This window comes from Rhodococcus ruitaii (genome assembly GCF_055230935.1).
Window position 1 is genome coordinate 312069 of the sequence record NZ_JBUYWC010000003.1, and the last position, 22992, is coordinate 335060.

Below are 22992 nucleotides of genomic sequence, written 5' to 3' on the forward strand. Positions count from 1 at the left end.
TACGCGCCCGTAGGGTGAGCGTATGCCTGCATGGACGGTCCAGGACATCCCCGATCAGCACGGCCGAACGTTCGTGGTGACGGGTGCCAACAGCGGGCTCGGCGCGGAAACCGCGCGAGCCCTGGCGGGCGCAGGCGCTCGCGTGGTCCTCGCATGCCGCGACGTCGATAAAGGTGAGCAGGCAGCGGACGGGCTCGGCGACCATGTGCAGGTGCGCCGGCTGGATCTGGCCGATCTGGATTCGGTGCGCGAGTTCGTCGACGGTCTCGCGGCGTCGCACGAGGTGGTCGACGTCCTGATCAACAACGCGGGTGTGATGGCGGTTCCATTGCGGCGGACAGTGAACGGCTTCGAAATGCAGATCGGTACCAACCATCTCGGGCATTTCGCGCTCACCGCTTTGCTTCTCGGGCGCATCACCGACCGGATCGTGACGGTGAGCAGCGCGATGCATCGGATCGGGCGGATCGATCTGGACGACCTCAACTGGGAACGGCGGCGATACGACCGCTGGCGCGCATACGGGCAGTCGAAGCTGGCGAATCTGCTGTTCGCCTACGAACTGCAACGGCGCCTGACCGATCGGGAGTCTCCGGTGCGCTCGTTGGTCGTGCATCCGGGGTACTCGTCGACCAATCTGCAGTTCCGTAGCGAGACCCTGTACGGCAAGCTCATGGAGCTCTCGACGCCGATCATCGGACAGTCGCCCGCGATGGGCGCGTTGCCGTCGCTGTATGCGGCGACGGTCCCGGACGTCGAACCGGGTGGCTTCTACGGTCCAGGCTCGTTCTTCGAGATGCGCGGGAATCCGAAGCGGGTGCAGTCGAGCGCCCGATCGAAGGATGAAGACGTTGCGTCGAGGCTGTGGGCGTTGTCGGAGGAACTGTGCGGGGTGGAGCTGCTGTCGAAATGAAGCCCGGTGGGAGTTCACAGCAGGGTGGACGGCATGGGCGGTAGCTCGTCCCGTCGGCACAACCGTGTCTGGTCGACGAGGTCGAGCGTCCGCAGGTAGTAGCGGACCAGATCTCCACCGGAATCCCCCGAATCGGAGGCCACCTGCAGTGCCGCACCGAGCCCGTCGCCGCGCGCCCACCGGTAGATCGCAGCGACCGGCGCCGGATCGGGTTCCGGGCTCACCGTCAGACCGTGCCGTTCCTCGGCGGCGGCGAGTCCACCCCACAGCCGGACCGTCGCGTGTAGGGCCTCGTCGATCGCGGGTGTCGTCCGTCCCGCGGATACGGCAGTGCGACGACGGTTTTCCCCGAGCGCGCTGGATGCAACGGCGGCCAACTCGGCGGGTTCGAGACCGGACCAGGCGCCGGTGCGCAAGCACTCTGATACGAGAAGATCACTGCGGCAATAGATTCGGCTGAGCCGATGGCCGTCCTCGGTGATATGTGCGTGACCGGTGATCGGGTCGTGCAGGATGTGGCCGCGTTCGTCGAGTAGTGCAAGGGTGCGATCGAATGTGTCGGTCAGGCGTTCGGAGACCGTACGAACCTGTGCGAGCAGCAGTTCGGTGTCTGCGTGCAGGGCACTGCGCTGGGCGGCGAGCGCGAGCAGTCGGTCGCGGTCGCCACGACGATGACCGGGGTGCGAGCGGACGGCGCGCGCCAGCACGGTGACCGTATCGGACGGGGCGGTGTTGCGAGCATGGGCGAGCCGGTCGCGCAGGTCCCGGTATTCGGCGAATCCGGCTGCCTGGCCGAGTTCCGCATCGAGCGCCGCGAGAGTCTCCGTGTTGACCCGGGCTGCGTCGGCCAGCGCGGCGACCGAGTTCTGTGCCTGGAACTGGGCGAACGAGCGACCGAGTAGCGCACGAGCACCGTCCACGCCGAGATCGTCGATGAGATTGACCGCGGTGTTGTAACCGACACGCAGCGAACTGTGCAGCGGATAGGTGCGAGTGGAGGCGAGTCCGGCGACCGTTGCGGGTGCGATGTCGGGACTCCACAGCACCACGGCGTGTCCGTGTTCGTCGATGCCGCGCCGGCCGGCGCGGCCGGTCAACTGGGTGTATTCGCCTGCGGTCAGCCGTACCGGGCCGTCGGCTGCCGGTTTGACGAGACGTTCCAGCACCACAGTCCGGGCGGGCATGTTGACGCCCACGGCGAGCGTCTCCGTGGCGAAGACGACTTTTACCAGGTTGCGCGCGAAGAGTTCCTCGACGGTGTGCCGGAACGCGGGCACCAGACCCGCGTGGTGCGCGGCGAAGCCGCGTTCGAGACCGTCGATCCACTCGGCGTAGCCCAACGCATCGAGGTCTGCGAGGGGCAGCGCCGCGGTGTGTCTCTCCGCGATGGATCGGATCTCGGACAGATCGGATCCATCAGTGAGCCGCACCGACCCGTCGAGGCACTCGGTGACCGCGGCATCGCACCCGGCGCGGCTGAAACGGAACCAGATGGCAGGCAGGAGTTGTTCGGCTTCCAGGCGCGCAACGATCTCGGGCCGGTCGGCGCCGGCGGGTTCGGGCCGGTGCCCGTGGCGCCGGCGGCGTCTGCGGCCGGGGGACGGTGGCGGTGCGGCCTCGACCAGCCGTCGATGCGCGATGTAGCGGTCGAGGGCGTCGTCGACGCTGCCGTCGACCGGCGACAGCAGGTCGAACAGTCGACCCCCTGCGAGCATGTGCTGGGTGAGCGGTACCGGGCGCGTTTCCTCGACGATCACGGTGGTGGCGCCGCGCACCCGGGTGATCCACTCGCCGAACTCCTCGGCGTTGCTCACCGTCGCCGAGAGGCTCGCCAGCCGTACCGATGCCGGGAGATGCAGTATCGATTCCTCCCACACCGCGCCGCGCTCGCTATCGGCGAGATAGTGCACCTCGTCCATGACGACATGGGTCAGGCCGGTCAGTAGCGGGGAGTGGCTGTGCAGCATGCTCCGCAGGACCTCGGTGGTCATGACGACCACCGGCGCGTCCGGATTGCGGCTGACGTCGCCGGTGAGCAGACCTACCTGCTCGTCGCCGAAGCGGTCGGCGAAGTCGTGGTACTTCTGGTTGCTCAACGCCTTGATCGGTGTGGTGTAGAAACATGTTCCGGTCGACGCGAGGGCAAGGTGAGCGGCGAACTCGCCCACGACCGTCTTCCCGGAGCCGGTGGGCGCGCAGACCAGGACGTCGCGGTCGCTCTCGAGTGCGCGACAGGCCCGGAGCTGGAATTCGTCGAGAGCGAAGTCGAACTCGGCCGCGAACAGCGTGAGCTGCGGCCCGTACTGCGTGTGCACGCATCCACGCTACGCGGGCGCACCGGCTGTCGCCGAACTGTGATCTAGATCACTTCTCCTCGGGAATTGATCGCGAGGTGCACATGTTAGTTGAGTACGTATGACTCAAGTCCAACAGAAAGGCTTCGGAATGCCGTCATTCTTCGGGCCTGGTGGCCCCGGCCGCATCGACATCTCGCGCTTCATGAGCCGCGGAACCCAGGAGCTCATGGCTGCTGCCGTCCATTTCGCGACACAACGCGGCGACACAGATCTCGACGCGCTGCACGTTCTGCGTGCCATGGCCGAGCAGGAACCGGCTCGGACGGTCATGACTCGCTCCGGCGCGGACCCGGCCGACGTGATCAAGGCTGTAGAGCAGCGACTCCCGCAGAGCACCGTCGGAAGCACAGTCGATGCGCCTGCCCTCAGCGGCGCGGTGAAGACCGCGCTTCTCGAGGCGCACCAACTCTCCCGAGCCCTCGGGTCCACCTACATCGATCCCGAGCACCTGTTCTTCGCGCTCGCCGCCGACCAGAGCCGCGCGCCGGGTCGTCTGCTTGCGTCGTTGGGGGTTACCCCGCAGGCGCTCCAGACCGCGCTCCAGTCGGTCCCCGCGACACCCGCGGAGACCGAATCCTCGACACCGACCCTCGACAAGTACGGCGTCGATCTCACCGATCGTGCCAGGGGCGGTGGGATCGATCCCGTCATCGGTCGTGCCGAAGAGATCGAGCAGACCGTAGAAATCCTCTCACGACGCACCAAGAACAACCCGGTGCTCGTGGGTGAGGCCGGCGTCGGCAAGACTGCGATCGTCGAGGGGTTGGCCCAGCGCATCGTGGACGGCGACATCCCGGACAGTCTGCGCGACAAGCGCATCGTCCAGTTGGACCTGACCTCGATGGTGGCCGGCACTCGCTATCGCGGCGACTTCGAAGAGCGTCTCACCTCGGTGCTCGACGAGATCACCGCGCAGGACGGCGCTCTGATCGTCTTCATCGACGAGGTGCACACCGTCGTCGGTGCGGGTGGCGGCGGCAGTGAGGGTTCGATGGATGCGAGCAACATCCTCAAGCCCAAGCTTGCCCGCGGTGAACTGCACATCGTCGGTGCGACGACGCTCGACGAGTATCGCAAGCACATCGAGAAGGATCCTGCGCTCGAACGGCGCTTCCAGCCGGTCACGGTGGGTGAGCCGTCGCACGACGATACCGTGACCATCCTGCACGGACTTCGCGGGCGGTATGCAGATTTCCACGGTGTCCGGTACGCCGACGAGGCGATCGAGGCAGCGGTGGATCTGTCGGTGCGGTACCTGCCGGATCGACAGTTGCCCGACAAGGCCATCGACCTGATCGACCAGGCAGGCGCGCGGTTGCGCCTGCGGGCGGCGCGGGTCGACACCGATGCCCTCCGCGGGCAGGTGGTGTCGCTCGAGGCAGAGAAGGATGCCGCTGTGGCGGCCGAGCGCTACGAGGAGGCGTCACGGATCCGCGACGAGATCGTTCGGATCCAGACCCGGATCGACTCGGGTGAGCCCACGTCCGACGACGTGGATGCCCCCGTGGTGGACACGGAGTTGATCGCCGAAATCGTTTCCCGTGCAACGGGAATTCCCGTTACCCGGATGACGAGTGGCGAGAAGGATCGGCTCCGGAACCTCGAGAGCGAACTGCACGAGCGCGTCGTCGGGCAGGACGAAGCCGTACGGGCAGTGGCCCGCTCGGTGCGGCGTAGCCGCTCGGGGATGAGCGATCCGGGCCGGCCGGTGGGCAGCTTCCTGTTCCTCGGACCGACCGGTGTCGGTAAGACAGAACTGGCGAAAGCCTTGGCGGAAGTCCTGTTCGGCGACGAACGCTCGATGCTGCGCATAGACATGAGCGAGTTCGGCGAACGGCATACCGTCAGCAGGCTCGTCGGTGCCCCGCCCGGGTACGTCGGCTACGGCGAAGCCGGTCAGCTCACCGAACGGGTGCGGCGGAATCCGTATTCGGTGGTGCTGCTCGACGAAATCGAGAAGGCGCACCCGGACGTGTTCAACACACTGTTGCAGGTCCTCGACGACGGCCGCCTGACCGACGGTGAGGGGCGCACGGTCGACTTCAGCAACACCGTGGTGATCATGACCAGCAATCTCGGATCGGACATCATCTCGAGCCGCGGTGGTGCACTCGGTTTCGTCACCGGCGACGCCGAGGCCACAGAGAAGCCGTTGCGCGACAGGGTGATGGCTCGGTTGCGCGAGACGATGCGACCCGAGTTCCTCAACCGGATCGACGAGATCGTGCTGTTCCGCAAGCTCGACGACGAGCAGCTGCGACGCATCACCGATCTGTTGCTCGATGACACTCGGAAGAAGCTGGCGGGCAAGGGAATCGATCTCGACATCGATGGCGTAGCAGTCGACTGGCTTGCCGACCGGGGGCATCAGCCCGAATTCGGTGCGCGTCCGCTGCGCCGTGCGATTCAGCGCGAAGTCGATGACCGCATCGCCGATCTGTTGCTCGATGACGAACTCGTCGAAGGCGGCGCGGTGACCGTGTCGGTCGAAGGCGGTGAACTGGTCGTCAGGTGACCGGAAACGGTTGGTAAAGAGATGGATCGGCCCGCCTCGGGTGAAACGCCTGAGGCGGGCCGATCGCTGTGTGGGCGGTAGCATCGGGCGCCATGGTCACACGAGCAGGACTGTCCGTCATCGTTCCCGTTCACAACGAAGAGGTGTATATCGGACCGTGCCTCGACGCGTTGATCGAGCAGCAGGACGACCTCCTCGATATCGTCGTGGTCGACAACAACTGCACGGACTCCACCGTCGACGTCGTGCGGCGCGCGCAGGAGAAGAGCTCGAAGATCAAGCTGGTGGAGCAGCCGAAATCAGGTGTCGCACATGCGAGGAATGCCGGGTTCGAGGCTGCGGAGGGCGACCTCCTCGGCCGTGTCGATGCAGACACCCGCGTCCGCCCCGGCTGGGCTCGGGTGGTGCGCAACTATTTCGGCAGAGGCGACACCGAGGCGGTCGGCGCCATCAGCGGCCTGCACAATTCGTACGATTCGCCGTATCGGCGCCTCAAGGGGTGGTACGTCGAAAAGCAGGTTCAGCGTGGCATTTTCGGAGGGGAGCGGCCGTACAGGAACCTGCACGGCGCCAATATGGCGATCCGTCGTACCGCGTGGGAGCGGGTCCGCGACGAGGTGAGTGTCGCGTCGGAGATCCATGAGGACCTCGATCTGGCCCTGTGTCTCGGTGCAGCGGAGGTTCCCATCGTCCAGCTCAGCGACATGAGGGTGGATCTCTCGCCGCGACGGGCGTTGACGCCGCCGCGGGAGTTCCGATCCTATATCGAATCCGGCGTGAGGACGTTCGACCTGCACGGGCGGATGACGCCCGAGATTCGCCGCGCCCTGACGCTGCACGAGCGGTTCCATGTTCTCGTCTACGCCGCCTATCGGCCGTACGACCCCGAACTCGGCCGGTTCTCGTTGCGGGCGCTGTTCGGGAAGCCGCAGGCCCGCACGATGCCGGTGAGTGAGGGCGCCGAGGTGAGGTAGGGGAGGGCGCCGGAGCGCGGGTGCGAAGACGGTGAAGACGAAACCGGCGGGTCCCGCGCTCGGAAGCAGCAGGACCCGCCGTAGGCGGGGACCGGGAGTTCGCTGCAGCCCTCAGCTCTCCACTCGGTCCTCAACAGGCCCACTGGTGAATATAGGTAAGGCAAGCCTTATGCGCAAGCGCTAGGCCGTGTCGCGCGATCCATCAGGGGGGTCGCGACGAGTGGTGTTCGACCCGCGCTACCGTGTTCGGACGGCGATGCTATGACAGCAGCGCCACGAGGATGCAGAGGAGTCTTCCGGATGGGTGCACAGATCGCCGCTCCAGCGCCGTTGCGGAACAGCGTGCTGCTCGGGCTGGGTGTCCACCGCCCGGAGCGTGTCGTCACGAACGCTGAGATCTGCGAACTGATCGATTCGAGCGATGAGTGGATCCAGTCTCGCTCCGGCATCAAGGAGCGCCGCTTCGCGAAGGCGCACCCCGAGGAAACGATCGTCGAGATGTCGGTCGATGCCGCGGAGAAGGCCCTCGACGCCGCGAAGCTCACCGGCGCGCAGATCGACACGGTGATCGTCGCGTGCTCCACCTACGGCTTCCAGACCCCCCAGGCCGCTGCGCTCGTCGCCGACAAGATCGGCACGCACGGCGCCGCTGCCCTCGACATCCAGGCCGGCTGCGCGGGCTTCTGCTATGCGCTCGGTGTCGCATCCGACCTGGTCCGTGCCGGATCGGCAACCAACGTGCTCGTCGTCGGTGTCGAGCGGATGAGCGACGCGACCAACCCCACCGACCGCTCCGTGCGGTTCATCTTCGGTGACGGCGCAGGCGCCGTGGTCGTGGGCGCCTCCGACGAAGTGGGTATCGGCCCCACCGTCTGGGGATCCGACGGCTCCCAGGGCAACGCGATCCGGCAGGAACCCGACTGGGTCGACTTCGCACAGAACCCCGACCAGCCGCGCCCCTGGATCATCATGGAAGGCACCGCAGTGTTCCGCTGGGCCGCCTTCGAAATGAGCAAATACGTGCGTCAGGTCGCCGACAAGGCCGGTGTGGCGCTCGCGGATCTCGACGCATTTGTGCCGCACCAGGCCAACCTGCGGATCAACGACGTCATCGTCAAGCAACTCGAACTGCCCGATACCGTGGCCGTCGCCGACGACATCATCGAGACCGGCAACACCTCCGCGGCCTCCATCCCGCTCGCCATGGAGAAAATGCTGCGTACCGGCCAGGTCGAGGCGGGGGCAACTGCACTGCTGCTCGCCTTCGGTGCCGGACTGTCCTTTGCAGGCCAGGTCGTCAAGATGCCGCCGCTGGCCCAGTAGTTCATGGCGCGCACAAAGAAGTCATCGATCCCTCGATGGCTCTCGTTGCTCTGTTTCGTCGTGCTCTCCGTCGTCGTGGTTCTTCTCGAACCGTACGACTCCGACTCGTCCGATGCCGCTGATTCGTCCGGTGGCACCGGCTCGTCGACGTACAGTGGTTCGGACGCCGACATCGGTGGGGTGCTCCAGGCGCTCGCAGCGCTTCCGGTGCGCGACGCCGCATCGCAGAGCGGCTACGAGCGGGAGGCATTCGGCTCTGCGTGGACCGACAGCGTCACCGTCGAGTTCGGGAAGAACGGCTGCGACACGCGCAACGACATCCTCAAACGAGACCTCGTGCACATCTCGCTCGAACCGGCCACCAAGGACTGCACCGTGCGCACGGGCACGCTCCACGACCCGTACACCGGCAACGAGATCTTCTTCCGGCGCGGCACGGCTACGTCGTCGCAGGTCCAGATCGATCACGTCGTCGCACTGTCGAACGCGTGGAAGACGGGTGCGCAGCAACTCGACGAGCAACAGCGTCGTAACCTCGCGAACGATCCCCGCAATCTGATCGCCGTCGACGGCCCGACCAACCAGTCGAAAGGCGACTCCGACGCCGCGCAGTGGCTTCCGCCCAACGCCGACTACCACTGCGACTACGTGGCGCAGCAGATCGAGGTCAAGACCGTCTACGAACTCTGGATCACCCCCAGCGAGCACGAGGCGATGTCCCGCGTCCTCGCGGCCTGCTGAACCGGCCTCCGATGGTGTGGAGCACAGATGGGCTTCAACCACGACAACCGCTCTTGAATATCATCGTTGTGTCGCACGTAACCTGAGACGCGACGCGATTCCGGTGGCCACACCCGGTGCTGTTCGGAATCGGACCGATACGACGTGGGAGAACCGCCATGAGCGCCGATAAACCGAAAATCATCTACACGTTGACAGACGAGGCGCCGCTGCTCGCGACGCACGCCTTCCTGCCCATCGTGCGCACCTTCGCCGGCGCCGCGGGCGTCGAGGTCGAGTCGAGCGACATCTCGGTGTCGGCGCGGATCCTGGCCGCGTTCCCCGACCGCCTCACCGAAGAGCAGCGCATTCCGGACACCCTTGCCGAGCTGGGACGTCTGACGCAGCTGCCCGAAACCAACATCATCAAACTGCCCAACATCAGTGCTTCCGTGCCGCAGCTCCTCGCCGCGATCAAGGAATTACAGGGCAAGGGCTATGCGATTCCGGATTTCCCGGACGACCCCAAGACCGACGAAGAGCGCGAGATTCGGGAGCGCTACGGGAAGATCCTCGGTAGTGCCGTCAACCCGGTCCTGCGTGAGGGGAACTCCGATCGGCGCGCACCCCGCGCGGTGAAGGAATACGCCCGCAAGCACCCGCACAGCATGGGTGAGTGGTCGATGGCGTCGCGCAGCCACGTCGCGCACATGACGCACGGCGACTTCTACCACGGCGAAAAGTCGATGACGCTGGACAAGGCACGCACGGTCCGCATGGAGCTCGTGACCGCGCGCGGCGAGACGATCGTTCTCAAGCCCGAGGTGTCGTTGGGTGAGGGCGACATCATGGACAGCATGTTCATGAGCAAGAAAGCGCTGCTCGAGTTCTACGAAGCGCAGATGGAGGACGCACGCAAGACCGGAGTGATGTTCTCTCTGCACGTCAAGGCGACAATGATGAAGGTCTCGCACCCGATCGTCTTCGGTCACGCAGTGAAGACCTTCTACAAGGACGCTTTCGCCAAGCATCAGGCGCTGTTCGACGAGCTGGGCGTCAACGTCAACAACGGCCTCGTCGACCTCTACGACAAGATCGAGACGCTCCCGAGCACACAGCGCGAAGAGATCATCAAAGACCTGCACGAGTGCCATGAGCACCGTCCCGAGCTGGCGATGGTCGACTCCGCCAACGGCATCTCGAACTTCCATTCGCCCAGCGATGTCATCGTCGACGCTTCGATGCCTGCGATGATCCGCATGGGCGGGAAGATGTACGGCGCAGACGGGCGGCCCAAGGACGCCAAGGCCGTGATGCCGGAGTCCACATTTGCGCGCATCTACCAGGAGATCATCAACTTCTGCAAGACCAACGGTGCGTTCGACCCCACCACGATGGGCACCGTCCCCAATGTCGGGCTCATGGCGCAGAAGGCCGAGGAATACGGATCGCACGACAAGACCTTCGAGGTTCCCGAGGAAGGCGAGGCCAATTGTGTCGATGCCGACACCGGGGAAGTGCTGCTGACCCAGCACGTCGAGGCAGGCGACATCTGGCGCATGTGCACCGTCAAGGACGCGCCGATCCGCGACTGGGTCAAGCTCGCCGTGACCCGTGCACGCAACTCCGGGATGCCGGTCCTGTTCTGGCTCGACCCGTACCGCCCGCACGAGAACGAGTTGATCAAGAAGGTCGAGCTGTACCTGCAGGATCACGACACCGAGGGCCTCGACATCCAGATCATGTCGCAGGTGCGCTCGATGCGGTACACGTTGGAGCGGGTGATCCGCGGACTGGACACCATTGCCGCGACAGGCAACATCCTGCGCGACTACCTCACCGACCTGTTCCCGATCCTGGAACTCGGCACCAGCGCCAAGATGCTGTCTGTCGTCCCGCTGATGGCAGGCGGCGGCATGTACGAGACGGGCGCCGGCGGCTCGGCTCCCAAGCACGTCAAGCAGCTCGTCGAGGAGAACCACCTGCGCTGGGATTCGCTCGGTGAGTTCCTCGCGTTGGCCGTCAGCCTCGAGGACCTCGGCATCAAGAACGACAACGAGCACGCCAAGATCCTGGCCGACGCCCTCGACGCCGCGACCGGCAAGCTGCTGGACGAGAACAAGAACCCGTCCCGCAAGACCGGCGAGCTCGACAACCGGGGTAGCCAGTACTATCTCGCGCTGTACTGGGCGCAGGCACTCGCTGCGCAGGCCGAGGACAAGGAACTGGCGGAGCGTTTCGCCCCGCTCGCCCGCACCCTGGCCGAGAACGAGGACACCATCGTGCGCGAGCTCCTCGAGGTGCAGGGCTCCCCCGTCGACATCGGGGGCTACTACCAGCTGGACCGCGAGAAGACCGACTCTGTGATGCGGCCGAGCAAGACCCTCAACGACGCCCTGGCGTCCGTGCAGGTCTGACCTCCGACCGCCGAAAACTCTCCGACACCCATTGCGGACCATCGATGTCCGCGATGGGTGTCTCTGTCCATACACCCACCGCGAGAGCTGAGACAACCCTGATCAGTCGAGCAGCGCGTCGACGATCTCGTCCTCGGACAGAAGGACATGTGCCGCGGCCGGACCCAGCGGCACGAAACTGTCGCGGCTCGTGACGCGGGCGATCCGTCCCGGATAGTTCGCGTCGACGAGCGCCGCGATCACCGACTCCGCGACCGACCCGCTACGACGTGTTTCGTCGACCACCAGGACCCGTGGGAACCGCATCGCGTGCTCGGTGAGCGCGGTCAGGGGCAGCGGCGCGAGCCACTGAAGATCGAGCACCGTCGCCGCGATCCGTGGGGCGCTGCGGAGGGCGCGCAGGCTCATCCGCACACCGTTGCCGAACGTCACCACCAGCACGTCGCTGCCCTCGCCGTAGGTGCGTACCGTGCCCGGCGCGATCGGCGCGGGGTCGGGGAACTGCTGCCACAGGCCGTCGTTCTCGTCGTACAGGTCGCGCTGGTGATAGAGCGCGATCGGTTCGAGGAATACGCACACGCGATCTTCGGTGCGGGCCAGCGAGATGCACGCGCGCAGCAGTCCACCGGCCGTCGCAGGATCGGACGGGACCGCCAGAACCAGGCCTGGAATGTCGCGCAGCGCCGCGACGGAGTTGTCGTTGTGGAAGTGGCCGCCGAACCCGCGCTGATACGGCAGCCCGGCGATGCGCACCACCATCGGATTGCTGAAATAGTTGTCGGAGAAGAACTTCAAAGTTGCCGCTTCGCCGCGCAGCTGATCTTCCGCATTGTGCAGATAAGCGAGATACTGGATCTCCGGTATCGGCAGCATCCCGGCCACCGCGAACCCGAGCGCGGTACCCAGGATCGTCTGCTCATCGAGCAACGTGTCGAACACCCGGACCGTGCCGAAGTGCTCCTGCATCCCGCGCGTCACCCCGTACACACCGCCCTTGGCGCCCACATCCTCACCGAACACGCACGCCTGCGGAAACTCGTCGAGAATGTGTCCGAGTGTGCGGTTGACGGCCTGCGCGAGCGTCAGTGGTTCCCGCGGCAGCGGGTGCGGGTCGGCGGCGGAGTGCCCCCGGCCGTGGACATGTAGTGGACGCATCACCTGCGCTGCGGATTCGAGACGTGGGGGGTGGTGGAGTGTGTCGGCGACGTCGGCAACCTCGGCGCGCACCGATTCGTAGCGTGTGATGATCTCGGCCGGGGTGCAGAGTTCCCGGGCGACGAGTTCAGCGGCGGTCGAGAGCAGCGGGTCGCGTGCGTAGTCGGCGGTGATCTCGTCGTGGCCACGGTAGGCGCTCTCGACGTCCGACCCGGCATGGCCGAGGAACCGCACCGTCTTCAGATGCAGGATTGCGGGAGAGCGTGTTGTGCGGACCCGTTCGACGAGTTCGCCGGTGGTGACGAGAGTGGCGACCGCGTCGGCGCCGTCGACCGCCCGGTACTCGATGCCAGGGAAACGCGAGAGCAACTGCTCGAGCCAGCCCTCGGGGCTGCGCACACTGATTCCGAGACCGTTGTCCTCGCACACCAGCAGCAGCGGCACCGGCAGGCCGCGATACCTGCAGTACGCGGCGGCGTTCATCGCGCCGGTCGCGGTCGAATGATTCGCCGAGGCATCGCCGAAACTGCACACCACCACCGAATCCGCCGGCCAGGTGCCCTCCAGGCCGAGCTTCTGCATGCGAGCGAGCGCCAGCGCAAGACCGACGGACCGCGGCAGATGCGACGCGATCGTCGAAGTCTGCGGCAGGATGTTCAATGCGGGATTGCCGAACACTTTGTGCCGGCCGGCGGAGATCGGATCGAGTGTCGATGCGGCGCACCCGGCGAGCACGTCGCGGATCGGCGTCGTGCCGTCCTTCAGCGACGCGCGCGCAGCATAGAAGCCACCCGAGCGGTAATGCAGCAGAGCGGGATCGGTGACGCGGGTGAGCAGACCGAGCGCCGCGTTCGATTCGTGGCCGGCCGAGCCGATCGTGTAGAAACCTTCGCCGCGCCGCTGCATCTCGCGTGCCGCGAAGTCGAGGTGGCGCGACTGCAGTTGCGCGTCGAAGAATTCGAGCAACAGTGCGTCGTCGACCCGGCGGTCGGGGGTTCCCGTGCGGAGGGCCCGGATCGCGATGAGGAGGTGGTCGTCGAGCGCCTCTGCGGACATATCTTCGTTCTACGCCTGTATCAGCGCACTCGGAGGTCGATCGGCTGACCGTCGTTCGGGAAAGGCAACGACGTGAAGTTCATCGGCGCGACGTACTCTGCGGGCACATGCCATCGGTAGCGCAGAAGCAGGTGGTGGAGCACCGTTTTGACCTCGGCTCCGGAGAAATACATGCCGAGGCAGCGGTGGGCACCGCCGCCGAACGGCGACCACGCGTACTTGTGTACCCGATCCTCGCGACGCTCGGGGGAGAACCGCCCCGGGTCGAAATGCTCCGGGTCCGGCCACAGGTCGGGCATGTGATGGGTGTAGTGCAGACCGACGTTCATCAGCGTGCCCTTCGGGATGAAATGCCCGAGGATCTCCGTGTCGGCGACCGCGCGCCGTATGACCCCGGGCACCGGGGTCACGAGGCGCTGGCACTCTTTGATGACGAGATCGAGTGTGGTGAGCTGATCGAGTTGCTCGAACGACGGGGTCGACGTATCGAGCGCCTCCGACTCGTCGCGGCACTGCTGCTGCCACTGCGGGAACTGCCCGAGATACTGCAGGGCGGTGGACAACGTGATCGTCGAGGTGTCGTGCGCCGCCATCATGAGGAAGATCATGTGGTTGACGACGTCGTCGTCCGAGAATCGTTCACCGTCTTTGGATTCGACGTGGCACAACACCGAGAAGAGGTCGTCGCCCGTGTGTGCCCGCCGTGCAGGCAGATAGCGGCGGAAGAACTCTTCCAGTCGCGCGCGGCCACGGACTCCTCGTCGCCATCGGGTGCCGGGCAGCGGGTAGCGCACGATGGCTGTCGCTGCTTGAACGCACCCGATGAATGCTTTGTTGACCTCGTCCATCTCACGCGCTGAGGATCCTTCGGCGCCACCCATGAAGATCGAGGTGGCGAGGCCCAGGGTGAGTTCCTTGATGGCGGGGTAGGCGCGGAAGTCTTCTCGGGGCGTCCAGGTGTCGAGGGTCTTCTCGATCGCCGGGTGCATGGACTCGGTGTATCGGGTGATGCGGTCGCGGGTGAAGGCCTGCGACATGATCCGCCGGTGCGCGGTGTGTTCGTCGCCGTCGAGCAGCATCAGGCCGCGGTCGAAGAACGGTCCGATGAGTACGCGCCACCCGGCACCGTTGACGAGTGCGCGGTCGCGGTTCTGTAGCGCGGCACCGCACGCGTCGGGCCCGAGGAGCACCACCCACGGGTTCCCCGCGAAGGTGAACCACGACACGGGTCCGTGTTCGCGGTAGCGCTTGTCGTATGCCTTCAGTGGGTTGCGCATGTAGTCGAGGGCGTACCCGACGTACGGCAGTCCCTTGTCTCCGGGGACAGGCGTGAGTCCGGGAGGGGCGGGTGCCAGCGTCTTGGTCATGGTGAACTCCACGGTTCGGATCTGACAATACCTGTGGTCAGATAACTGTAACGCGAGTCACGTCTACCGGAGTCGGTTTCGAAGGCAGCCCCGGTCAGGTGTGTGGTGCAGGGTACATGCCATGCTGACGCGCATGGTTGACGTCGCACGTCCCAAGTTGGAAGGCACCGTCGCGGTCGCGGGAGGGCGCCGGCTCGGCTTCGCAGAATTCGGATCCGCGCAGGGGCGTACAGTCTTCTGGCTGCACGGCACCCCGGGTGCTCGCCGGCAGATCCCGATCGAGGCCCGGGCTTTCGCCGAACGGGCGAACGTGCGCCTGATCGGGTTGGATCGTCCCGGTATCGGCTCGTCGACACCCCATACCTACGACCGGGTCCTCTCCTTCGCCGAGGATCTGCGCATTGTCGCCGACACCCTCGGGATCGATCGGATGGGCATCGTCGGTTTGTCCGGCGGCGGGCCCTACACTCTCGCCACGGCCTACGCGATGCCCGAACGCGTCATGGGTGCCGCTGTGCTCGGCGGGGTTCCGCCCGTCGTCGGTCCCGACGCGATCTCAGGTGGTCTGATGCAACTCGGATCCCTCGTCGCGCCGCTGCTCGCCAGAGGCGGGGTGCCGATCGGTGTGGCGACGAGCACCGCGATCCGCGTCGTCAAACCGTTCGCGTCGCCGATCATCGACCTGTACGGGAAGCTGTCGCCGGAAGGTGATCGTCGGCTGCTGGCCCGGCCGGAATTCAAGGCGATGTTCCTCGACGACCTGCTCAACGGCAGCCGGAAGCAGATGGCCGCGCCCTTCGCCGACATCGTCGTGTTCACCCGCGACTGGGGTTTCCGGGTGCCCGACGTGAAGGTGCCGGTGCGATGGTGGCACGGCGACACCGATCACATCATCCCGATCGAACACGGCCTGCACATGGTGGATCTGCTCCCCGACGCCGAATTCCATCATCTGCACGGAGAGAGTCATCTCGGCGGACTCGGCGCATCGGAGGAGATCCTCACGACCGTGCTGAAACTGTGGGACGACGCCGAGCGGTAGCCGTTACCGAGACCGGTCGAGGAGAGCGAGCACCTCTTTCAGTTCGGCCGCGTCGACCTGACCGGGTGCCGACGGTGCCCCCACCATCCCGAACGTCGCGGCCGACCCGAACACCTGACCGGCCAGCCGCGAGATCACCCCGAGCCCGCCCATCGACATGGTGATGACCGGGCGCCTCGCGTGCTCTTCGTGCATGAGACGGGTGGCGTCGAGCAGTGTCAGGACGTCGGCGGCGGACGTCGGCATCACCGCGATCTTGCAGATGTCGGCATGCAATTCTTGCATGGCGCACAGCCGGGCGACGATGTCATCGCGCCCGGGGGTGCCGTCGAAGTCGTGGTTCGACGCCACCACCGCGACACCGTGCGCGTGCGCGGCCTCGATGACCCGTCGCACGGCGGCGGGTTCGCGGCGGTACTCGACGTCGACGAGATCGACCGCCCCCGACCCGGCGAGCGCAGCATTGAGATCGGCGTAGTCTTCGTCGCCGATCGCCGCTGCACCGCCTTCGTGTGCCGTGCGGAACGTGGCCAGCAGTGGCACCCCGTCGAGTTGTTCGGCGAGCGCGTGAGCCTGCGTGACGACGGCGTCCGGGCTTCCCCAGGCAGCGAAGAAGTCGATGCGCCATTCGATGACGTCGGCGAGGCCCGTGAGGGCGCCGACCTGGTCGCGGAGGGCATCGGGTGTGGATCCGGTGATGGGCACGAACACCTTGGGGGTGCCTTCGCCGATCGTCACACCTTTGACACGGACCGGTGTGATCGCTTCACTCATCGTCGACTCCTGTGCTGGTTGTCTGTGACCGAAGCCCATTCGATCACAGGCAATCGGGAGGTCAGGGTCAGCATCGTTCGAGTTGTGCGACAACCAGGTGCAGCGCAGCTGTGGTGGTGAGGGTTCGAACTTGTTCGCGGTTTCCGGGGAAGCGTCGGGTGAGCGTGTACGTCGGCCGTCCGTCGATCGCAACGCCGAAGCAGACTGTGCCTACCGGCTTGGTCTCGGTGCCACCGTCAGGGCCGGCGATCCCGGTGGTGGAGACCGCGACGTCAGCTTTGAGGTGGAGTCGGGCGCCCTCGGCCATGGCTGCGGCAACCTGTTCGCTCACCGCGCCGTGCGCAGTGATCATCTCGGCCGGTACGTCGATGAGATCGGACTTGGCGTCGTTGGAGTACGAGACGACGCCACCCAGGACATAGGCCGACGATCCGGGGCGGTCGGTGAGCCGCGCGGCGATGAGCCCGCCGGTGCATGACTCCGCCGTCGCGATCGATCGGCCGTCGAGGACGTCGATCAGCTGGTCTTCGATGGTGGTGCCGTCGGTGGAGAAGATCCGGTGTCCGTGGTGTTCGGTGAGAACGTCGAGAAGACGGCGGTAGACGTCCGAGTCGGCGGAGGCGAATCGGGTCACCATGTCGAGTTCACCGCGTCGAAGACATGTGGTGATCTCGAGTCGGTCGAGGCCGGCGATCTCTGCGTCGGCCCGGCGCAGTGTCTCGGCGAGTTCTGCCTCGTGGAGTCCGTAGGCGCGCACGGTTTCCTGCTGCAGGTCGTCGGCTCGGGACAGGACTTCGGCGACGGCAGGTGAGGTGACCGCGCTCGGCCACATGGCCTGTAGCTCCCCGGGCGGGCCGGGCAGGATGACGATGGTCGGGACCGGCCGGGTCCCGGTTGCTACAGGGACTACCACGCCCGGTGCTGTGCCGGTCGGAGGCAGGGTGGTGGCACCGGTGGGAATCTGGGCCTGCTTGCGGATCCCGATACGCGTCGGCCCGGCGTCGAGGTCCGGGATGTGCGGGCGGTGGCGGCGAATGATGCCCGCGATGTGTTCTTCGAGTTCGGGGTCGAGCAGTAGGTCGCGATGGCAGAACTCGGCGACGGTAGCGACGGTGAGGTCGTCGGCGGTGGGGCCGAGACCACCGCTGGTGATGATGAGGTCGACGCCTTGATCGGTGAGGAAGCGCAGTTGTGCGGTCATGTCGGCGGGCCGGTCGCCGCAGATCGTGATGTGGGCGACGTCGACACCGAGTGCCAGGAGCTGCTGGGACAGCCATGGTCCGTTCTGGTCGGCGATCCTCCCGGTGAGCACTTCGGTTCCGGTCACGATAATTCCTGCACGTACGCTCACGGCGTCGAGCCTAGTCGGCAGCGTCGCGGAACCGACACGGCCACCGCCTGCTACCGGGTGGCAGAAGCATCAGATCTACGTAGACGCTCCGCGGTCCGGTACGTCCGCATCGTCGGAGGCCTGCGGAGCCTCGGCATGAACCGCATCTGCCACCTCATCGGAGGCATGGATCTTGTTCGGATCCGCCACGGCCTCACCCCGCGCGATCATGCCGGCCTCGTCGGACAGCGGGATCTCCTTGACGAGCCACGCGAGCAGGAACGCGATGATCAGGAACGGGACCAGATACCAGAACACCGGAGCCAGCGAGTCGGCGTAGGCATTGACGATGCCGTCCTGGATCGGCTCGGGGAGCTGCTTCATCACCGCCGGATCCAGGGTGGCGGTGGCCTGACCCGCCTGCTCGGGGTCGGCACCGGCCTCGGTGAACACCGTGGTGAGATTCTCCGCAAGCTTGTTGGTGAAGATCGTGCCGAAGATCGCGACACCCAGCGCGCCGCCTACCTCGCGGAAGTAGTTGTTGGTGCTCGTCGCGGTGCCGATCTCGTCGACGGGGACTGCATTCTGCACGACGAGCACCACGACCTGCATCACCAGGCCCAGGCCGAAGCCGAAGACGAACAGCATCGAGCAGACGATCCACAGGGGTGTGTTGCCCTGGAGCGTCGTCAGCCACAGCATCGCGGCCACCATGACGGCGGTGCCGGCGATCGGATAGATCTTGTACCGCTGGGTCTTCGTGATCGCGAGGCCCGATGCGATGGTCGTCAGCATCATGCCTGCCATCATCGGCAGCAACAGCAGACCCGACACTGCCGCGGATGTACCGGATGCCATCTGCAGGAACGTCGGCATGAACGCTATCGCCGCGAACATGCCGAGACCGAGGACGAACCCGATCGCGGTGGCATTGACGAAGATCGAGTTGCGGAACAGCGACAGCGGGATGATCGGATCCTGCGCACGCGACTCGATGAGCACGAACAGGCACACGGCGATGACGAGTCCGGCGCCGAACAGCCATGTCAGCGGATCGGTCCAGCCGCGATCAGCGCTGCCGCCGAAGTCGGTGAAGAAGATCAGGCAGGTCGTCGCTACGGAGAGTGCCAGGACGCCGGGCACGTCGATCCTCTTGGTGGGCTTCTTCGTCGGCAGGGTCAGCATGAACCACGAGATGATGAACGCGATGATGCCGATCGGGATGTTGATGTAGAAACACCACTCCCACGTCAGGTGGTCGACGAAGAACCCGCCGAGCAGCGGGCCGCCGACAGCTGCGAGACCGAAGATCGCACCCAACGGGCCCATGTACTTGCCGCGTTCGCTGGCCGGAACGATGTCGGCGATGATCGCCTGCGACAGGATCATCAGGCCACCGCCGCCGAGACCCTGCATGGCGCGGAACACCACGAAGGTCCAGAAATCGTCGGTGAACGCACACCCCACCGATGCCAGCGTGAAGACCGCGATCGCGATGAGGAACAGGTGACGTCGACCGAAGACGTCGCCGAACTTGCCGTATACCGGCATCACGATCGTGGTGGCAAGCAGATACGCGGTGGTGATCCACGCCTGGTGTTCGACTCCGCCGAGCTGGCCGACGATCGTCGGCATGGCCGTCGAGACGATGGTCTGGTCGAGGCTGGCGAGCAGCATGCCGGCGATCAGCGCGCTGAAGATGATCCAGATGCGTTTCTGGGTCAGAACCAGAGGTTCGTCGGTGGCTGTGGTGGTCACGGGGTTCCTGTCGGATCGGTGAGGGCTGTCGGATCGGTGAGATCGAGGGTCTGGCCGAAGAACTCCCGGGCGATCGTGATGTTGCGTGTCATGACTTCCTCGAACGAGCAGGTGTTGTCGTCGCTGAAGAATTCGTCGACGGTTTGGAAGGTGAGCGAGAGAGTGACGCCCACGACTGCCTTGGGCAGCGGATCGTCGAACGGTAGGCGTTCCCGGTCGGCTACGAGTCGTACGAAGTCGCGTTGCTGAGACTCGCCGACCGACATGAGTTTCGCCAGCAGCTGCGGCTCGGCATGGAGGATGTCCCGGAACAGTTGATGACGTTGCCGGGTGAAGTCGTTCTGGCGTGCTCGGGCGATCACCAGTCTCGCGATGTCGCTGAGCAGGGTGGGGGAAAGGGCGCCACCGCCATGGTCACCCTCGCCGCGTGCGATGAACTCGTCTTTCTCTTCTTGGAGGAAGCCCGCGTCGTGCTCGCCGATCACCGCGTCTTCCTTGGTGGGGAAGTAGTTGAAGAAGGTGCGTCGTGAAATACCGACGCTCTCGCAGAGTTCCTCGACCGTGAAACCCGAAAGGCCGCGTTCTGCAGTGAGGGTGCGCGCGTGCGACACCAAGGCATCGTACGTGCGTTGCATACGCGGACTACGCGCACCGCTCGGCGAGGTTGCACTTTCGCTCACGGAGTGCAATTTTGCACCATGAATCAACAGAGTGCAAAAGACGGACATTCACTCGAGCCACGACCGGGTCGGGGGCTTCACCCACATGATTCTCTCGTCGAGGTGGTCGCGCGTCGCAGACGGATGATCCACGTGAGTCTGCGCCCACGCAGCCTTCTCGTCGAGCAGTGACGCCACCAGCGTCCACGTCTCCATCGACCGCGGTGGATGCGCATCGGCCGCCCGCGCGAATCGGCGTCGGGCGTCGTCGGTCATCGCGAGAAGGTCTGCTCCTGTGATACCTCGATGCCACGCGAACCGTGCGAGCCCCAGCGCCTTGTCCCGACGGTTCTTCTCCGCCCGATCGGTGTGGGCGAAGTCGGCGTCGCTCATCTCTGCACCTCCTGTGTCCTCCCCATGATCCGTCCTATCGGCGACTGTTGGCCGCCGGCCGTTGACATCGTGTGCTGCGCGGCTCACGCTCATGGGGTGGGGCTTCCCGAGGGAACACCGAAAGAAGTTGTTGCGCAAGCAGCGGAACCGCCACGTGTGCCCGAATTCGATCCCACCGTCGGCGTGCCGGTGAGCGTTGCCTCCCGCGGCACCCCGCCGCACGCACTTGTCGCGCTCGGCGACTCGTTGCTGCAGGGCTTCCAGAGCGGTGCCGTCTACCGGACCGACGTATCGGTGCCCGCCATCGTCGCCTACGAACTCGGTGCGCTCGAATCGTTCCGGTATCCGCGCTATGGCGGACCAGGCGGATTGCCGCTGAACATCGAGGTCATGCTGCGTCGCCTCGGAGACCGCTACGGCCCGCAACTCGAGCCGTGGGAGATCCCGGCGGCGCTGTTCACCCTGCGCACCTTCATGGACGAGGTCGAGGACTACTGGGAACGTGGCCCAGGTGCGATCGCGCCGGTCATCGGCAGCTACAACGACAACCTGTCCTGCTACGGGTGGGATCTGCGTGACTCCCTCGAGAAGACCGCCGCCTTCTGCGCGGCCCGAATCACCACACCCAGCGACAACCTCCTCGACCAGATCGTCGAGAACAACGGCGACCGTGCGGCCATGCGCGTCTACCCGCACTGGGCACCCGCGCAGGAAACGATGACATTGTTCGACGCTGCCGCAGCCCTCGGCGACGACCACGACGACGACACTGACAGCGGCATCGAGACGCTTGTCGTCTTCCTCGGTTCCAACAACGCACTCGGCACCGTCACCCGACTGCGTGTCGTGTGGAGCGGCGACGACTACAAGGACCTCGACCGCAAGAACTCGTACACCATCTGGCGCCCCGAACATTTCGACGCCGAGTTCGCGGAAGTAGTCGAGCAGGTGCGCCGCATCTCGGCACGACACGTCATCCTCTGCACGATCCCCCACGTGACGATCGCCCCGGTCGCGCGCGGTCTCGGCGGCAAGAACGGCTCACGCTACTTCGCCTACTACACGCGGCCGTGGATCGACGAGAAGCACTTCGATGCGGCACACGACGACCACATCACCGGCGAGGAGGCACGCGCGGTCGACACCGCGATCGACCACTACAACAACACTATCCAGCAAGCCGTTGCCGATGCGCGGGCCGACGGACGTGACTGGTACCTGCTCGATGTCTCGGGTGTACTCGAACGCCTCGCCGCCCGTCGCTACCACGACGATCTCAGTGCCAGGCCCGCGTGGTGGACGCCGTACCCCCTGCCGCCGGCGCTCGCGGCGCTCGATCCAGTCCCCGACACCCGGTTCCTCACCGCCGACGGCAAAGGCGGACGGGCGACCGGTGGCCTGTTCTCACTCGATGGTGTGCATCCCACCACCGTCGGCTACGGAATCCTCGCGCAAGAGATCATCGGCATCATGGCGAGCGCGGGGGTCGAGTTCCGCCACCCGAACGGGACAGTGCGCACCGACGCGACGGTCGACTTCGAGCGACTCATCCGGCAGGACACTCTCGTGCAGAGTCCGCCGCAGAACATCGACAGTGCGCTGTCGATCCTCGGGTGGGCAGACGAGGTTCTCGACGTGTTCCGACGCCTCCTCCACGGTGGTGTGTGAGTGCTCCGAAACTTCTTCGAAGTTTCTGGTCTGTCGTGTCGATCGGCGTCTGCTTTGTTCGACGTGTACACAGAGGGACCGAAAGGCGGTCCGACGGATTCACGGAACGAGGAGATTCTCATGAAGTACATGCTGATCATGCGCGACACCGACGCCGCCATCGAAGCGTCGAAGAACATGGATTTCAACGAGATCGTCAACGCGATGGGCCGGTACAACGAATCGCTCATCAAGGCCGGCGTCCTGCTCGGCGGTGAGGGACTGTCCGAGGCGGAGGAAGGATTCGTCGTGGACTTCGACTCCGAGACACCGCTCGTCACCGACGGTCCCTACGGCGAGACGAAGGAACTGTTCAATGGCTTCTGGCTCATCCAGACCGCCACCAAGGACGAAGCTGCTGAGTGGGCAAAGCGGTGCCCCCTGGGTCCGGGCAGCAAGCTCGAGGTGCGTCGCGTGCACGAGAATGAGGAGTTCGACCAGGACAACGAGTACATCCAGAGGGAACAGGTCTGGCGCGAGGAACTCGGCACCGACCGCCCGGTCACCGGCTGAGTGATGAACGGCTGAGTGA

Annotated in this window: 17 protein-coding genes; 9 read left to right on the forward strand and 8 right to left on the reverse strand. The window is 65.5% G+C overall.

The features are described 5' to 3' along the window. Positions 1 to 22: 22 nt before the first annotated feature. Complete coding sequence (locus ACZI8W_RS04645) at positions 23 to 913, forward strand: oxidoreductase (RefSeq protein ID WP_463367312.1); 891 nt, start codon at positions 23 to 25, stop codon at positions 911 to 913. Between the two features lie 14 nt (positions 914 to 927). Here the strand turns inward: ACZI8W_RS04645 and ACZI8W_RS04650 are convergent, their stop codons facing one another. Beyond that, on the reverse strand, positions 928 to 3228 hold the full coding sequence (locus ACZI8W_RS04650; RefSeq protein ID WP_463367313.1) for a DEAD/DEAH box helicase: 2301 nt from the start codon (positions 3226 to 3228) through the stop codon (positions 928 to 930). A gap of 130 nt (positions 3229 to 3358) precedes the next feature. Here ACZI8W_RS04650 and ACZI8W_RS04655 point away from each other — a divergent pair, with 130 nt between their 5' ends. From ACZI8W_RS04655 to ACZI8W_RS04675, 5 genes are all read left to right on the forward strand, one after another. Further along, on the forward strand, positions 3359 to 5785 hold the full coding sequence (locus ACZI8W_RS04655) for an ATP-dependent Clp protease ATP-binding subunit (protein WP_463367537.1): 2427 nt from the start codon (positions 3359 to 3361) through the stop codon (positions 5783 to 5785). Between the two features lie 92 nt (positions 5786 to 5877). Next, on the forward strand, positions 5878 to 6759 hold the full coding sequence (locus tag ACZI8W_RS04660; RefSeq protein ID WP_463367314.1) for a glycosyltransferase family 2 protein: 882 nt from the start codon (positions 5878 to 5880) through the stop codon (positions 6757 to 6759). Between the two features lie 300 nt (positions 6760 to 7059). Continuing rightward, a complete protein-coding gene (locus ACZI8W_RS04665; RefSeq protein WP_463367315.1) occupies positions 7060 to 8082 on the forward strand; it encodes a beta-ketoacyl-ACP synthase III in 1023 nt (340 codons plus the stop codon). A 3-nt stretch (positions 8083 to 8085) separates the two neighbouring features. Further along, positions 8086 to 8823, forward strand: a complete 738-nt coding sequence (locus tag ACZI8W_RS04670; RefSeq protein WP_463367316.1) for an HNH endonuclease family protein — start codon at positions 8086 to 8088, stop codon at positions 8821 to 8823. A gap of 158 nt (positions 8824 to 8981) precedes the next feature. Continuing rightward, entirely contained in the window at positions 8982 to 11219 is a 2238-nt protein-coding gene (locus tag ACZI8W_RS04675; protein WP_463367317.1) for an NADP-dependent isocitrate dehydrogenase, read from the forward strand. A 102-nt stretch (positions 11220 to 11321) separates the two neighbouring features. Here the strand turns inward: ACZI8W_RS04675 and ACZI8W_RS04680 are convergent, their stop codons facing one another. Together ACZI8W_RS04680 and ACZI8W_RS04685 are read right to left on the reverse strand one after the other, a co-directional pair. Beyond that, complete coding sequence (locus tag ACZI8W_RS04680; protein ID WP_463367318.1) at positions 11322 to 13430, reverse strand: thiamine pyrophosphate-dependent enzyme; 2109 nt, start codon at positions 13428 to 13430, stop codon at positions 11322 to 11324. A gap of 20 nt (positions 13431 to 13450) precedes the next feature. After that, positions 13451 to 14797 carry a cytochrome P450 gene (locus ACZI8W_RS04685; protein WP_463367319.1) on the reverse strand — a complete coding sequence of 449 codons (1347 nt, stop codon included), beginning with the start codon at positions 14795 to 14797 and terminating at the stop codon, positions 13451 to 13453. A gap of 133 nt (positions 14798 to 14930) precedes the next feature. Between ACZI8W_RS04685 and ACZI8W_RS04690 the strand changes: the two genes are divergently transcribed. Next, a complete protein-coding gene (locus ACZI8W_RS04690; RefSeq protein WP_463367320.1) occupies positions 14931 to 15839 on the forward strand; it encodes an alpha/beta fold hydrolase in 909 nt (302 codons plus the stop codon). A gap of 3 nt (positions 15840 to 15842) precedes the next feature. On the opposite strand, the gene aroD is transcribed toward ACZI8W_RS04690, so the two are convergent. The 5 genes from aroD to ACZI8W_RS04715 form a co-directional block, all read right to left on the reverse strand. Continuing rightward, complete coding sequence (aroD, locus tag ACZI8W_RS04695) at positions 15843 to 16613, reverse strand: type I 3-dehydroquinate dehydratase (RefSeq protein WP_463367321.1); 771 nt, start codon at positions 16611 to 16613, stop codon at positions 15843 to 15845. A 67-nt stretch (positions 16614 to 16680) separates the two neighbouring features. Next, positions 16681 to 17964, reverse strand: coding sequence for a competence/damage-inducible protein A (locus tag ACZI8W_RS04700; RefSeq protein ID WP_463367323.1), 1284 nt, complete (start codon positions 17962 to 17964; stop codon positions 16681 to 16683). Positions 17965 to 18039: 75 nt separating this feature from the next. Continuing rightward, positions 18040 to 19701, reverse strand: a complete 1662-nt coding sequence (locus ACZI8W_RS04705) for an MDR family MFS transporter (RefSeq protein ID WP_463367324.1) — start codon at positions 19699 to 19701, stop codon at positions 18040 to 18042. Continuing rightward, positions 19698 to 20381, reverse strand: a complete 684-nt coding sequence (locus ACZI8W_RS04710) for a TetR/AcrR family transcriptional regulator (protein WP_463367325.1) — start codon at positions 20379 to 20381, stop codon at positions 19698 to 19700. The genes ACZI8W_RS04705 and ACZI8W_RS04710 overlap by 4 nt, the downstream gene beginning before the upstream one ends. A gap of 48 nt (positions 20382 to 20429) precedes the next feature. Beyond that, positions 20430 to 20753 (reverse strand): hypothetical protein, encoded by a 324-nt coding sequence (locus ACZI8W_RS04715; RefSeq protein WP_463367326.1) that lies wholly within the window; start codon positions 20751 to 20753, stop codon positions 20430 to 20432. Between the two features lie 96 nt (positions 20754 to 20849). Here ACZI8W_RS04715 and ACZI8W_RS04720 point away from each other — a divergent pair, with 96 nt between their 5' ends. Both ACZI8W_RS04720 and ACZI8W_RS04725 read left to right on the forward strand, forming a co-directional pair. Further along, entirely contained in the window at positions 20850 to 22421 is a 1572-nt protein-coding gene (locus ACZI8W_RS04720; protein ID WP_463367327.1) for a hypothetical protein, read from the forward strand. 120 nt (positions 22422 to 22541) lie between these two features. Further along, positions 22542 to 22973 carry a YciI family protein gene (locus ACZI8W_RS04725; protein WP_463367328.1) on the forward strand — a complete coding sequence of 144 codons (432 nt, stop codon included), beginning with the start codon at positions 22542 to 22544 and terminating at the stop codon, positions 22971 to 22973. Positions 22974 to 22992 lie beyond the last annotated feature (19 nt).

What these genes read in the sequence shown, in the direction of transcription:
- ACZI8W_RS04655 (WP_463367537.1), top strand. Translation starts at nt 3,359, where the DNA reads ATGCCGTCATTCTTCGGGCCTGGTGGCCCCGGCCGCATCGACATCTCG.
- ACZI8W_RS04685 (WP_463367319.1), bottom strand. Translation starts at nt 14,797, where the DNA reads ATGACCAAGACGCTGGCACCCGCCCCTCCCGGACTCACGCCTGTCCCC.
- aroD (WP_463367321.1), bottom strand. Translation starts at nt 16,613, where the DNA reads ATGAGTGAAGCGATCACACCGGTCCGTGTCAAAGGTGTGACGATCGGC.
- ACZI8W_RS04660 (WP_463367314.1), top strand. Translation starts at nt 5,878, where the DNA reads ATGGTCACACGAGCAGGACTGTCCGTCATCGTTCCCGTTCACAACGAA.
- ACZI8W_RS04665 (WP_463367315.1), top strand. Translation starts at nt 7,060, where the DNA reads ATGGGTGCACAGATCGCCGCTCCAGCGCCGTTGCGGAACAGCGTGCTG.
- ACZI8W_RS04675 (WP_463367317.1), top strand. Translation starts at nt 8,982, where the DNA reads ATGAGCGCCGATAAACCGAAAATCATCTACACGTTGACAGACGAGGCG.
- ACZI8W_RS04670 (WP_463367316.1), top strand. Translation starts at nt 8,086, where the DNA reads ATGGCGCGCACAAAGAAGTCATCGATCCCTCGATGGCTCTCGTTGCTC.
- ACZI8W_RS04645 (WP_463367312.1), top strand. Translation starts at nt 23, where the DNA reads ATGCCTGCATGGACGGTCCAGGACATCCCCGATCAGCACGGCCGAACG.
- ACZI8W_RS04715 (WP_463367326.1), bottom strand. Translation starts at nt 20,753, where the DNA reads ATGAGCGACGCCGACTTCGCCCACACCGATCGGGCGGAGAAGAACCGT.
- ACZI8W_RS04725 (WP_463367328.1), top strand. Translation starts at nt 22,542, where the DNA reads ATGAAGTACATGCTGATCATGCGCGACACCGACGCCGCCATCGAAGCG.
- ACZI8W_RS04680 (WP_463367318.1), bottom strand. Translation starts at nt 13,430, where the DNA reads ATGTCCGCAGAGGCGCTCGACGACCACCTCCTCATCGCGATCCGGGCC.
- ACZI8W_RS04690 (WP_463367320.1), top strand. Translation starts at nt 14,931, where the DNA reads ATGGTTGACGTCGCACGTCCCAAGTTGGAAGGCACCGTCGCGGTCGCG.